This window comes from Streptomyces sp. NPDC007983, from assembly GCF_042958345.1.
Lineage (GTDB): Bacteria > Actinomycetota > Actinomycetes > Streptomycetales > Streptomycetaceae > Streptomyces.
In genome coordinates this window covers 424,749-437,241 of the sequence record NZ_JBIBJI010000004.1, presented here as the reverse complement: position 1 = coordinate 437,241, position 12,493 = coordinate 424,749, and the positions used below count along the sequence as shown (strand labels likewise).

The 12,493-nt window shown below is 73.5% G+C and carries 10 protein-coding genes; 3 read left to right on the top strand and 7 right to left on the bottom strand.

What is annotated here, in order from left to right; translation table 11 throughout:
* Positions 1-143 precede the first annotated feature (143 nt).
* Positions 144-566 carry an ATP-binding protein gene (locus ACFZCY_RS15470; protein WP_391172828.1) on the top strand — a complete coding sequence of 141 codons (423 nt, stop codon included), beginning with the start codon at positions 144-146 and terminating at the stop codon, positions 564-566.
* Positions 567-619: 53 nt separating this feature from the next.
* Positions 620-1,555: a TAXI family TRAP transporter solute-binding subunit gene (locus tag ACFZCY_RS15465; RefSeq protein WP_391172826.1), complete on the top strand. Its 936-nt coding sequence runs from the start codon at positions 620-622 to the stop codon at positions 1,553-1,555.
* On the opposite strand, the gene ACFZCY_RS15460 is transcribed toward ACFZCY_RS15465, so the two are convergent.
* From ACFZCY_RS15460 to ACFZCY_RS15450, 3 genes are read right to left on the bottom strand one after another with little or no spacing between them, the layout of a single operon-like run.
* Positions 1,546-2,889: an ATP-binding protein gene (locus ACFZCY_RS15460; RefSeq protein WP_391172824.1), complete on the bottom strand. Its 1,344-nt coding sequence runs from the start codon at positions 2,887-2,889 to the stop codon at positions 1,546-1,548. The two genes, ACFZCY_RS15465 and ACFZCY_RS15460, sit on opposite strands and share 10 nt — an antisense overlap.
* Positions 2,880-3,551: a response regulator gene (locus ACFZCY_RS15455; protein ID WP_391172822.1), complete on the bottom strand. Its 672-nt coding sequence runs from the start codon at positions 3,549-3,551 to the stop codon at positions 2,880-2,882. The genes ACFZCY_RS15460 and ACFZCY_RS15455 overlap by 10 nt, the downstream gene beginning before the upstream one ends.
* Before the next feature lie 31 nt (positions 3,552-3,582).
* The gene (locus tag ACFZCY_RS15450; protein WP_391172820.1) at positions 3,583-4,923 is read right to left on the bottom strand and encodes an MFS transporter; all 1,341 of its coding nucleotides are present in this window, start codon (positions 4,921-4,923) and stop codon (positions 3,583-3,585) included.
* 250 nt (positions 4,924-5,173) lie between these two features.
* On the opposite strand from ACFZCY_RS15450, the gene ACFZCY_RS15445 reads away from it, so the two are divergent.
* A complete protein-coding gene (locus ACFZCY_RS15445) occupies positions 5,174-6,013 on the top strand; it encodes a glycoside hydrolase (RefSeq protein WP_391172818.1) in 840 nt (279 codons plus the stop codon).
* Positions 6,014-6,017: 4 nt separating this feature from the next.
* Here ACFZCY_RS15445 and ACFZCY_RS15440 read toward each other — a convergent pair whose 3' ends face one another.
* From ACFZCY_RS15440 to ACFZCY_RS15425, 4 genes are all read right to left on the bottom strand, one after another.
* Complete coding sequence (locus ACFZCY_RS15440) at positions 6,018-7,013, bottom strand: DMT family transporter (RefSeq protein ID WP_391172815.1); 996 nt, start codon at positions 7,011-7,013, stop codon at positions 6,018-6,020.
* Positions 7,014-7,110: 97 nt separating this feature from the next.
* Positions 7,111-8,667, bottom strand: a complete 1,557-nt coding sequence (locus ACFZCY_RS15435; RefSeq protein WP_391172813.1) for a phosphatase PAP2 family protein — start codon at positions 8,665-8,667, stop codon at positions 7,111-7,113.
* A 118-nt stretch (positions 8,668-8,785) separates the two neighbouring features.
* Positions 8,786-11,110, bottom strand: coding sequence for a glycoside hydrolase family 95-like protein (locus tag ACFZCY_RS15430; RefSeq protein WP_391172811.1), 2,325 nt, complete (start codon positions 11,108-11,110; stop codon positions 8,786-8,788).
* Between the two features lie 282 nt (positions 11,111-11,392).
* Complete coding sequence (locus ACFZCY_RS15425; RefSeq protein WP_391173661.1) at positions 11,393-12,316, bottom strand: DUF3048 domain-containing protein; 924 nt, start codon at positions 12,314-12,316, stop codon at positions 11,393-11,395.
* Positions 12,317-12,493 lie beyond the last annotated feature (177 nt).

Genomic DNA, 12,493 nt, shown 5'->3' with positions numbered 1-12,493 from the left:
TAGTGGCGTCAGTGACGGGTCCCAACGTGGGTGCCCTGTCGCGTACTTATGGCATTCACGTACGGCATTCACGCCCCCACAGGTAGACGGACGGAAGGCACATGGCCGTGGCATTGCGTCAACGCTCGACGATGGCCCCTCACATGAGCTCCGCCGGTGTCGACACGGTCCTCCGTCAGGAGACCTTGCAGCTGCCCGCCCGGGGCGCCTCGGTCGGCGCCGCGCGCCGGCTCGTCCGGAGCCTGGTGCCCGGCTGGGGCTTCGACGAGGACGTGTGCGGCGCGGCGGAGCTGGTGATGTCCGAGCTCTTCACCAACGCCCTCGTGCACACCGCGAGCGAGCAGATCCTGTGCGTACTGCGCGCCCAGGAGCGGCGCTCGCTGTACGTCGAGGTCGCCGACCAGGGCGGCGGCCCGCTCGGCCCCATGCCCCGGGAGGCGGGCGTGGAGGACGAGAGCGGCCGCGGCCTGGCGCTCGTCCGCGCCCTGACCGAGGCGTGGGGCGACCGGCCGGGGGCGGCCGGCGGCCGCGTGGTGTGGGCCCAGCTCAGCGCGATGGCCCGCTGACCGGTCACGTTCGGCGCTCCTGCCCACCACACCGCGGCGGTTAGCATCGCCGCGTGCACACCGTCCCACGCCGCCTGCTGCTGGCGCTCGCCGCGGGCGGGCTCGCCGGCTGTTCGGACCCCGGGCCCTCCGCCCGGGTGCGGCTGGCCACCGGCCCCCGGGGCGGGCCGTACGCCACCTTCGGCAGCAGACTGGCCACCGAGGCGCACCGGGCCCACCACGGGCTCACCGTGCGGGTGCTCACCACCGCCGCGAGCGTGGAGAACCTGCGCATGCTCGGCGACGGCCGGGCCGACACCGCGCTCACCCTCGCCGACAGCGCTGCCGACGCCGCCGCGGGGCGCGGCACCTTCCGGCGGCGGATGCCGGTCGCGGCCCTCGCCCGGCTGTACCTCAACTATCTGCACCTGGTCGTGCCCGCCGACTCCACGATCGAGCACCCCGCCCAGCTGGCCGGGCGCACGGTCTCCCTCGGCGCCGCCGAGTCCGGCACCTCGACGACCGCCGGACGGGTGCTCGCGACGGCCGGGGTACGCGACGTCCGCGCGGTACGCCTCGGGCTCGGCGAATCCGCCGACGCGCTCCTCAGGCGGGACGTGGACGCCTTCTTCTGGTCCGGCGGCGCCCCCACCTGGGCCATCGCCCGGCTCGCCCGACGCCGCCCGCTCCGCCTGATCCCCCTCGGCGGGCTCGCCCGCGCGCTGCGCGGCGCGCACGGCCCCGTCTACGAGGAGGTCTCGATCCCGGCCGGTGTGTACGGGACGCGGGGGCCGACCCCGACCGTGGGCACGCCCAGCTATCTCGTATGCCGCTCCGGGCTCGCGGACGGCACGGCCCGCGCGCTCACCGGGGTGCTCTTCGAGCGCCGCGACCGGCTGGCGGTGCCGGACGCGCCGGGCAGCCGCCTGGACGAGCGCTACGCCATCGGCACCGGCACGGTCCCCCTCCACCCGGGCGCGGCCGCGTACTACCGCGCCGCCTACGGCTGACCGGGCAGCCGCAGCTCCACCACCAGGCCCCGGGGCTCGGCGGAGCGGAGGGTCAGCTCGGCGCCGCAGGAGCGGGCCAGTTCGGCGGCGATGGCGAGGCCCAGACCGCTGCCGGGGACGTTCCCGTGGTCCGGTGCGCGCCAGAAGCGTCCCGGGGCCGCCGCCAGCTGGTCGGGAGTGAGCCCGGGGCCGTCGTCGGCGATCCGCAGCGCTCCGGCGGCGTCGAGCGAGACGGTGACCGTGCCGCCGGACGGCACGAACTTGGCCGAGTTGTCCAGCGCGATGTCCGCGATCCGGGCGGCCGGGGCGGGCAGCGGCGGGGCGTCCGGGCCCGCCGCTTCGACGTCCACCACCAGGGTCAGCCCGCGCGCCGCGTACACCTCGCGCCAGGTGCCGAGCCGCGCGGCGAGCGCCGTGGGCGGGACCGGCTCGGGGGCGGCCGTCCCGGCCTCCACCCGGGCCAGCTCCAGCAGGTCTTCCAGCAGCTCGGCCAGCCGGTCCACTTCGGCGAGCGCCTCGGCGTAGTCGCCGGTCCCGGATTTCCGCAGATGCGGCTCCAGGTTCTCCAGCCGCAGCGACAGCACGGTCAGCGGGGTGCGCAGCTCGTGCGAGGCGTCCGCGACGAAGGCGCGCTGCCGCTCCAGGGCGGTGGAGACCGCGTCGGCCATGGCGTTGAACCGCCGCTCCAGCAGCCGCAGCTCGGCGGGCCCGTGGCCGCCGTCGCGCACCCGGGCGTCCATCCGGCCCTCGGCGATGGCCCGGGTGGTGACGTCCAGTTCGGTCACCGGCCGCAGAATCCACCGCGCGAGGCGGCGCGCGGCGATCAGGGCGCAGGCCACCGCGATCAGCGAGCCGCCCGCGACCGCCGCCCACATCAGGGCCACCTCGCGCCGGGCGGTGGCCGTGGCCACCCGCATGAGCACCACGCCGGAGACCTGGGCGTCCCGGCCGACCGGCTCGGCGATCACCACTGCCTTGGGGCCGAACGGGGTGACCAGGGGCAGGCTGCCGGTGGTACGGCCGGACAGCGCCCGCTCGGCGGGCCCGCGCTCCCAGGCCCCGCCGCCCGCGACCCGCTCGCCGTCCCGGCCGCGGATCTCCACCGCGGTGCCGTACAGCTGGTGGTAGCGGGCGACCTCCTGGACGAGCCCGGTGGTGTACCCGTCCCGGATGGCCTGGTCGGCGAGTTCGGCGAGGCGGGTCGCGTCGGCGCGCCGCTCCAGCAGCAGCTGCCCGGTGCGGTGCGAGGAGTACGCGCGGGCGAAGGGCACCGCGAGCGCGGCCACCAGGCACGCGATGAGCACGGTGTAGACCGTCAGGATCCTCAGGTGCATCCGCCGGTTCCCAGCCGGTATCCGGTGCCGCGCAGCGTTTCCACCAGCTCCGGACGGCCGGTCTTGGAACGGATTCCGGCGATGTGGACATCGAGAGAGCGGGACGCCGACAGCAGCAGGTCGCCCCAGACCGCGTCCAGGATCTCCTCGCGGCTGCGGACGACACCGGGTTCGCGGGCGAGCAGCGCCAGCACGTCGAACTCCCGGCGGGTGAGGGAGACGGGACGGCCGTCCACCTCCAGCTGCCGGGTGGCCAGGTCGATGCGTACGCCGCCGACCGCGACCACCGGGCCCGCCGCCGTGAGCGGCCGGGTTCCGCGCCGTACGACGGCCTCCATGCGCGCGATCAGCTCGGCCGTGCGGAACGGTTTGACCAGGTAGTCGTCGGCGCCGCCGCGCAAGGACCGGACCACGTCCCGCTCGGCGGACCGGGCGGTGACCACGATGACCGGGACGGCGGAGGCGCGGCGCAGCCTGCGCAGCGCCTCCAGCCCGTCCATGTCGGGCAGCCCCAGGTCGAGCAGGACGAAGTCGGCGCCGTCCTTGAGCCGGAGCGCGTCGTCGGCGCGCCCGGCGCGGACGACCTGGTGCCCCAGCCGGTCGAGCGCGGAGGTCAGCGCGGCCGCCAGCCGGTCGTCGTCTTCGACCAGGAGAACGTGCATGGCACCTAAGAATATGCGGCCGCCCGAAGGCTCAGACAGCGCTCTTCCGCAGGCCCTCGGCGGCATGTTCCCCGGCCGCTTCGCGGGTGAGGGCGGTGTCCCGGGTCTCGCGCATGGTGAGGTAGACGACGAGCGAGACGGCGGCGCAGCCGGAGACGTACCAGTAGAAGCCGGACTCCGCACCGGCGTTCTTGAACCACAGCGCGACGTACTCCGCCGTGCCGCCGAACAGCGCGTTGGCCAGCGCGTACGGCAGTGCCACGCCGAGCGCCCGGACATGGGTGGGGAACAGCTCGGCCTTCACCACCGCGTTGATGGAGGTGTAGCCGGTGATGATGACCAGTGCCGCGAGCGAGAGCAGCAGCGCGCCGAGGAAGGTGTCGGTGTGCGAGAGCGCGGTCATGATGGGCACGGTGCCGAGCATCGAGCCGATGCCGAAGGTGATCAGCAGCGGCCGGCGGCCGATCCGGTCCGACAGCGATCCGGCCACCGGCTGGAGCAGCATGAACAGGAACAGCGCGCAGAAGCTGACCAGCGACGCGTCGTTCTTGCTCAACCCGGCTGTGTTCGACAGGTATTTGGTGAGATAGGTGGTGTACGTGTAGTACGCGACCGTGCCGCCCATGGTCAGCGCGATGACCAGCGCCGCCTCCTTGCGGTGGCGCAGCAGCTGGCGGAGGGTCCCGCGCTCGGCCCCCTGGTCGGCGCCCTCCTCCTCGGTGTACGCCTCGGTCTCCAGCAGATTGCGCCGCAGCCAGAAGACCACCGCGGCGCCCACGGCGCCCACGATGAACGGGATGCGCCAGCCGTAGGAGTGCAGCGCGTCGTCGGACATGGTGTGCTGGAGCACGATCTGCAGTCCGAGGCCGATGAGCTGGCCGAGGGTCATGGACACGTACTGGAAGCTGGAGACGAAACCACGGCGGCCGGGCTGGGACGCCTCGGTGAGATAGGTGGCGCTGGCCGCGTACTCGCCGCCGACCGAGAGGCCCTGGAGCAGCCGGGCCACCAGCAGCACGAACGCGCCGAAGTAGCCCACCTGGTCGTAGGTCGGCGCGATGGCGATGAGCAGCGCGCTGGCCGACATCAGCGTCACGGTGAGGGTGAGGGCCGCCTTGCGCCCGCGCCGGTCCGCGTACCGGCCCAGCAGCCAGCCCCCGATCGGGCGCATGAAGAATCCGACGGCGAAGATGCCCGCGGTGTTGAGGAGTTGCGCGGTGTCATTGCCCTTGGGGAAGAAGGAACCGGCGAAGTAGGTGGCGAAGCTGGCGTAGACGAACCAGTCGAACCATTCGACGAGATTGCCGATCGAGCCGCCGAGCACGGCTCGCCAGGGGGTACGGGGGTGTTGTGCAGAGCCGGTGTCGCTCACTGGGCCTCCAGATACGTGCGGTAACGGGCCGGCCGCCAGTGGGGCGGTCGCCGCGCAACGCAGCGTCGGTGCGGACAGGGGGCGGCGTACAGCCTCCGGACCGAGAGCTAACGTCCGGTTAACACACCGTCCCGCGCCGGACCTTTCCCCGCCGGGCTCCGTCCCGAACCGTTGACGTCTTCTGGGGGCCGCGGGATTGTGGTGGCTCCTGTTTGCTTGTGTTCGAAGTTTCGGACTTCGGGAGGCGGCCATGCGTGGCGTGTCAGCACCGGGCGAGTCGTACGGACGCAGGAGATTCCTCAGCGGGGCCGCCGCCGTCGGCGGGGCCGCGGCCCTGGCCGGGTGGCCCCGCCCGGCGGCCGCCGCACCGGCGGCGACCTGGGAGGACGTGATCAACGGCTCCTTCGGGAGCTACGGCGCCTTCGAGGCGGAGTGGAACTACCTCTACCCGTGGGGCTCCGACCACAACGGCAGCGCCCGGATGTACGGCAGCACCACCGACCACAACCACATCACCCTCGCCTCCGGGGTGCTCACCCTGAAGGCCACCCGCATCACCTGGGACGAGGGCACCAGCGGCTCGTCCCCGCATCTGCCGATCCGCTACCACTCGGGCGCGGTGCACGCGAAGAACCAGATCGTGGTGACCGACCAGTTCCCCGACTACGAGGTCAAGGGCGAGTTCCAGGCGCCGAGCGCGGCCGGGACCTGGCCCGCCTTCTGGCTGACCGGCGTCAACAGCTGGCCGCCGGAGAGCGACATCCTGGAGTTCAAGGGCAACTCCAACAACTGGTTCAACACCTTCCGCAGCTCCTCCGACGTCTCCAGCACGATCGTCGGAGTCTCGGGCCCCGGGAACTGGCACACCTACCGCGCCTGGATCACCAAGGTGAACGGCACCGACGTGGACATCCACTACTACCTGGACGGCACCTGGAAGGCCGTCCACCGAGGCGCCGGTTTCGTCGGCAAGCCGCTGTGGCTCATCATCAACCTCCAGATGGAGGGCTCCTCGGGCTCCTCCGGCCCCGGCGGCGACACGTACTACCGGGCCAAGAACGTCTACGTCGGCCGGAACCGCACCCGCTGAGGCGCTATCCGTGGATCTGGAGCACCGCCTCGCCGCGGTCGGGGGTGCGCCTGCGGACCGGGTGCCGGGGCCGGGGGATCCGGCGGGTCAGCCGGGGCGGGGCCTCGGGGGCCCGGGGGGCGGGCGGCTGATCGTCGGGGCCGTCGTCCTCCGGCCGCCGCACGGCGCCCGCCCCGGTCTCCGCGCTGTGCACCGTCAGCATCACCAGCCCCGCGGTCGCCACCAGCGCCGCGAGCACCGCCAGCAGCGTGCCCGGAGTGCCGTGCCGGAAGTGCTCGCCCAGCGCGGTGATGCCCACGACCGTCGCCACCACGGGGTTGACCACCGTGGCCGTCGCGAGCGGCGCGGCCAGCCCGGCCCTGTGGTACGACGCCTGGGACAGCAGCACCCCGCCCCCGGCCAGCAGCCCGATCATGACGAGGCTGGGCAGGGCGTCGGCCCAGGAGCCCCAGCTCCCCTCCACGGCGACGTTCTTGACGAACACCGAGGCAATGCCGAAGGCGGTCCCCGCGGCGGTGGCCAGCAGCCCCCCGCGCAGCCCGCCCGGCGGCAGCCGGCGCGCGACCAGCACCAGCGCCGCGACGAAGGAGAGCGTGACCACGGTCACCGTGATCCGCTCCCCGTCCGACAGGGCCTGGGCCCGCGACGTACCGGTCAGCGACAGCAGCCCGGCCAGCCCCGCGGTGGCCAGCAGCGCGCCCCGCCAGCCCGCCGCGCCGACCGGGCGCCGTACGAACACCGCCGCCATCGGCAGCGCGAAGACGATGGTGAGCGCCCCCAGCGGCTGCACCACGCTCAGCGGACCGTAGGCCAGCGCGAGCACGTGGAGGACCGCACCGGCCCCGTTCAGGACCACCGCGGCCCACCAGCGCCCGCGCCGCAGCGGCCCGGTGGCGCCCAGCGGCGTGGTCGCCGCGACATGCTCCTGGAGGATGGCCCCGGCGGCGTAGCAGACCGACGAGCCCAGGGCCAGCAGCACCGACAGCGCGAGCGAGGTCACGTCGAGGCCCCCTGGGCCGATCCACTTCCGTCCATGCCCTCATCCTTGAGGGTCGGACCCCGCTCCGTCGTCGTCCTTGAGCACAGACTTGCTCGTACTACTTGCGTAGTACGGCACGCCACCACTTCGCCTTGGCGGCGGCTGTGCGGGCCCGCTGCAGCAGTTCGTTCTGCGGCTGGGCGGGCCGGTAGACGGTGAGCGCCCCGGGCTGCTTGTCGATCAGCAGCGCATCCGCGGGCTCCGCCGCGACCTCACCGTCGTAGGCGCGGGTGTCCCGGGCGTGCAGCCCGGACAGCCGCAGCTGCCGCATCCGGCGGGTCGTATAGACGCGCGAGCGCCCGAGGGTGCCGGTCAGCGCCGAGAACAGCAGCCGGGTCCGGGCCAGCGGCTGGTCCCCGTCGATGGCCCGGACGTCGAGCAGCCCGTCGTCGAGCTGCTGGCGGTACGCGGGCGCGAACCCCTCGGGGGAGTAGCCGCCGTTGCCGACGAACAGCACCCACAGCCGCCGCTGGTGCCCGTTGACCTCGATCTCCATGGGGGTGGCCGTGCGCAGCACCCGGCCGAGCGCGACGGCGGCCGCCGGCCACTTGCCCAGCCGGCCCTGCAGGCTTTCGCGGATCCGCACCAGCTCGGGGTAGAAGCCGAGGCTGAAGGTGTTGACGAAGTGGCTGGTCCCCTTGCCCCCGGCGATCGGGGTGGCCCGGGCGAGGTCCACGGCGACCGCGTCGCCCTCGGTCACCGCGTGCGCGGTGTCCTCGAAGTTCGGTACGCCGATGTCCAGCGCGAAGTGGTCGAGGGTGCCGCCGGGGAACACGGCGAGCGGCAGCCCGCGCTCGGCGGCGAGCGCGGCCGCCGCGTTGACGCTGCCGTCCCCGCCGCAGATCCCCAGCGCCCCGGCCCGCTCGCTGGCCCGGCGGGCGGCATGGCCGAGCAGCGTCATGAAGTCGTCGTCGGGCCCGCACTCCATGATCTCGGCCGCGGGCAGCAGCACCTCCAACTGCTCGGCGTCGGTGAACCCGCCCGCGCCCGCGGCGTTGCCCGCGCTGTGGTTGACGAGCACCACCAGCCCCTCGCCCTTGGGCATGGCGGGCGCCGAGACCCGCGGCCGGGCCTGCGCCGGGGTCTCCGGCCGCGGCGGCCACCAGCGGCAGGTCAGCGCGGCGGCCCCGACCCCCAGGGCGACCCCGGCCGCCACATCGCTCGGGTAGTGGACGCCCACATAGACCCGCGAGGCGGCGACCGCGGCGGCGAGCGGGGCGACCAGGGTGCCGTACCGGGACGATTCGATGGCGACCCCGGTCGCGAAGGCGGCCGCCGAGGCGGAGTGCCCGGAGGGGAAGGAGCTGGTCCAGGGCTGCCGGCGCAGCCGCCGGACCAGCGGCACGGCGTCCATCACCGGGCGGCGGCGCTCCACGGTCCACTTCACCACCAGGTTCGACGCCATCGAGGCGGCCGCGAGCGAGCCGATGCCCCGCAGCGCCGACCGCCGCGCGGTGCGGCCGCCCACCGTCGCGAGCACGGCGGCCGTGCCGAACCACAGCTTGCCGTGGTCGGCGGCCCGGCTCAGCCGGGGCAGGAGGGGATGAGCGCCCCGCAGCCGGCTGGCCGCGACCCGCGCGAACAGCTGCCGGTCGATGTCACTGATCGGTCCCATGTCTCATGGGTAACCCGGAATGGCCGGGGCACGCCTCACCGGCACGCGCTGTGATCCATCCCCTCCCGGTTCCGCGCGGTGCGGGGGCGGGCCCGCCCCCGCACCGGGTGACGGGGCGTCAGGAAGCGGGGAGCCCCCAGCGCGGCGCCGCCTCGTTCGGCTCGACCGGCCCGACCGTCATGTCCGGGTGATCGCCGCGCGCCGTGATCACCGCCTCGCGCCCCTTGCCCAGCGCGATCCGGATCGTCCCCGCGCCGACACGCTCGTACGACAGCCGCCGCCCGCGCTCGTCGTGCACCTCGATGCTCCCGGGCAGGGAATGCCGTACGACACAGGGCGCGCCCGCCTCGCTGCGCAGCCGCACCCAGCGGGTCACCCCGCCTTCGCGCGCCGCGCTCAGCAGGAACGCGCCCTGGGTGCGGAAGTCGTGCACCATGACATCGCGCCAGGCGGCGGGCAGCGCGGGGAACACCCGGATCACCCCGCCCCAGCTCTGGCACACCATGTCGTGCAGCGACTGCGCGGCCGACAGCGGGGTCTCGATGACCGGACCCGACTCCTTGTACATGGTGTTCGGCTGGATGAAGCGGGTCATCAGCTCACCCAGATACTTCAGCGCGTCCTCGCCGCGCCCCATCTGAGCGGACATCGAGGCGGCGCCGGTGAAGGTGTAGCCCTGCAGCGCGCCCTCGAAGCCGACCCAGTGGTTGAGGGACTTCTCGATCAGCTCCCGCTGGTCGGGGTCCTCCCAGGTCACCTCGTACAGCGGATAGACGGCGAGCATGTGGGAGTAGTGGCGGTGGGACTTGGCGAACGGGACCCCCGCGCCGATCATGAAGCCGTTCTCGTCGACCGGATACGGGGTGAGCTTCGTCAGCACCTCCCGCCAGCGCGGGGCCGACGGATCGTCGACGCCGAGGATCTTCGCCGAGTCCAGCAGTGTGGCGCAGCCCCAGCGCAGCAGCATCAGGTCGTAGTTGCAGTCCGGGGCGTTCACCCCGTACTCGGGCGAGAAGGTGGCTGGCAGATGCAGCTTGCCGTCGCTGCCGGGGGTGAGGAAGTGCAGGTAGTACGCGACGGACTTGCGCAGGAGCGGGAAGACCACGTCCCGGAGGATCGTGATGTCCATGGTGTGGCGGTAGGTGAGCCACACGTTGTGCAGCGCCCAGGTGAGGTTGCCGACCTCGGGGGTGGGCGGATCCTGGCCGGGGATGCCGACGGCGAAGCCGCCGTTCGCCACGGCGCCGCCGTTGACCAGGTGGATGTCGGTGGTGCGCGGGATGCCCGCCGAGTCCTTGCGGTAGGGGGTGTCGAGCTGGTTGGAGAGGTTGTCGCGGAACTCGCTCAGGGCGCGGGTCACGGCGTCCAGCTCCAGGTGGTTGGAGCCGTGGATCAGCCAGTACTCCAGCTGCACATTGAGGTTCCACCAGGTGGCGGGCCACGGCGTGGGCTCCAGCCACGGCCCGCAGGTGGCCATCACGGGCGCGTCGGCGCGGGCGGCCGAGGCCACCTTGTACAGCTGGATCCAGTAGAAGCGCTGGAGGCGGGCGTCGGGGAGCGAGAGGAAGCTCTTGCGGTAGTACGCGTGCCACCAGGTGCGGTGGGTGGCCGCCAGCACGTCGTACGGCAGCGCCGAGGCGGCCCGGACGGTCTTCAGCGCGCGGTCGCGGGCGGTGGTGCGGGGGTGGGACTGCGCGACCGTGACGTAGAGGGTGCGGCGCCGGGAGCGGGTGCGCTCGCGCCAGGCCGTCACATGCTGCCCACCCGCGAGCAGCGGCTGTACGGCGGCCCGGATGCCGTGGTGCTCCTCCACGGTGGCCGGGGGATTGCCGGTGTAGCCGTCGGGAACCGGCTTGAACGCGACGCGCGGGCTGATGGCCTCGGCCGGGTGGAACACCCAGCGGAACTCCGTCTCGCCACGGGTGGGGGTGACCTCGATCGCCATGACCGAGCGGGAGTTGTGGACCAGCGCGCGCAGGGTCAGCGTGCCCCGGTCGGTGGTGATCGTGCCGGTCAGCTCCGCGTCGCGCAGGCGCAGCCGCCAGTCGACGGCCGTGATCGTGCCGACCGGCTCCAGGGTGAAGTGGCCGATCGGAAGCCGGGCGAGCCCGAAGAGCGAGCCGAACTCGGGCCGGTGGTCCTGCACTTCGGTGTGCTGGACGTTGAACCGGACGGCGCCCGGGGTGTCCGGATCGGCGTAGATGCCGGAGCCCAGCCGGGCGTTGCCGAGGTACGGGCCCTCGTACCAGGTCCGGGGCATCTTCTGCCAGACCATGTCGGCGTCGTCCAGGACGGTGGTCCAGGGGTCGGGGGAGCTCTGCCGGGCGGCGTCCGGGGCCGTGGCGGTGGCCGCGTGGGCGACGGTGACCGGCGCGGTGAGCCCGAGGGTTCCGGTGGCCAGGGCGCCACCGACGACGGTCCTTCTGGTGGGTGCGGGTGACATGACACTCCAGGGTTTCGAGATCCAGCCGTCCGGCGTTCGGGGACCGGGGGAGCCCTTGTCCCAGGCACGGTCACGTACATGCCTGAAGTTCCTCGGGCTGAACCCCTCGGCATGATGCAGCCCTTCCGGAGGAACCGGAACCCCTCGCGCACCAGAAACATCGGATGGGAGGCCCGAGATGACGCGTCGAAATACCTCTACCGGCCTGCCGGAGCGGCAATACCTCGGATCTCCTCGCCCCTGGTGCCGCCCACCCCGCGACTGTCCACCCAGTGAGACGGCTCACCGCGCCGCGAAGACCACCCAGACCGGGCCCTGAGCGAACGTCATCCGGTCACCGTCCGTGGTCGTGAAGGTGGTGCCGCCCCCCGCCCCCGGCCGCGACCAGCGCGTCTCGTACGCCTTGCCGTCACGCAGCACCAGCGCGGTGCCCGACCCGACCGTCTCGGTGAAGGGCGTGACGCTGCCGAGCACATCGTGGAAGCGCGAGGCGCGGACCGTCGTGTACTGCACCACGACCGTGGCGGCGCCCAGCCGTCCGCCGTCGGTGGTGCGGGCCGGAGCGCCGTCCATCGCCACCAGCCACCGGTTGCCGGTGGCGGACCAGGTGAAGGTGAAGCCCGCGGACGGATAGCGCACCGTCTGCCGCTTCCTGGGCTCTCCGCCCGGCGGAGCGGCACCGAAACGGAAGCCGATGTCCGAGGCGTCCGAGGCGTGCGGAGCCGCCCGCAGCACGGCCTCGGGGCGCACGTACAGGTTGTGCGGCGCGGGGTGCTCCGTACCGCGGAAGTAGGCGCGGGGCGCCGTACCGGGCGGCAGCGGGTACAGCGGCGCGGCGTCCACGGTGGACCGCAGCCGGGACTGGACGCCCGAGTACGCGAGCGCCGGGCGCCCGAACTGGCGCAGCAGTTCCAGATCGCTCTCGCGGGCGCTGCGCACCGGCCCCACCGTGGCGGGCAGCCGGCCGGAGAAGACCGCGAGCAGCCGGCTCAACCCGCCCTCCACCTGCTCGACATAGACGAGGTCGGCCACGCCGAGGCCGGTCTGGGGGCGGGCCTGGCCGGTGTTGTCGATCTTCACGGCGAGCACGGGCGCGGGCCTCGCGGACTGCCCGGTGAAGGGGGACCGGCCGCGCTCCGCGGTCCGGGGGCCCGCCCCGCCGCGGCAACCACTCAGCGTGGCGAGCACGAGGAGCGCCGCGAGCATCAGGACCGCGGGCCGGGCGCCCCATGGGCTCCTCGCCCGTTCGGCTGACACAAGCCCCACCCCCTCCCCTCCCAGCTCACCACGGATGGCGGCCGGTGGCCACTTGGCGGGGAGCATTCGGCCGGGGTCCTCGTTGTTTGTCCAGTCCTTGGGAATCGACGGGCGGAGCCTTCAAGT

Excerpts from the sequence above, each read along its gene's own strand:
- ACFZCY_RS15470 (WP_391172828.1), top strand. The coding sequence starts at position 144 with ATGAGCTCCGCCGGTGTCGACACGGTCCTCCGTCAGGAGACCTTGCAG.
- ACFZCY_RS15460 (WP_391172824.1), bottom strand. The coding sequence starts at position 2,889 with ATGCACCTGAGGATCCTGACGGTCTACACCGTGCTCATCGCGTGCCTG.
- ACFZCY_RS15455 (WP_391172822.1), bottom strand. The coding sequence starts at position 3,551 with ATGCACGTTCTCCTGGTCGAAGACGACGACCGGCTGGCGGCCGCGCTG.
- ACFZCY_RS15445 (WP_391172818.1), top strand. The coding sequence starts at position 5,174 with ATGCGTGGCGTGTCAGCACCGGGCGAGTCGTACGGACGCAGGAGATTC.
- ACFZCY_RS15435 (WP_391172813.1), bottom strand. The coding sequence starts at position 8,667 with ATGGGACCGATCAGTGACATCGACCGGCAGCTGTTCGCGCGGGTCGCG.
- ACFZCY_RS15430 (WP_391172811.1), bottom strand. The coding sequence starts at position 11,110 with ATGTCACCCGCACCCACCAGAAGGACCGTCGTCGGTGGCGCCCTGGCC.
- ACFZCY_RS15425 (WP_391173661.1), bottom strand. The coding sequence starts at position 12,316 with ATGCTCGCGGCGCTCCTCGTGCTCGCCACGCTGAGTGGTTGCCGCGGC.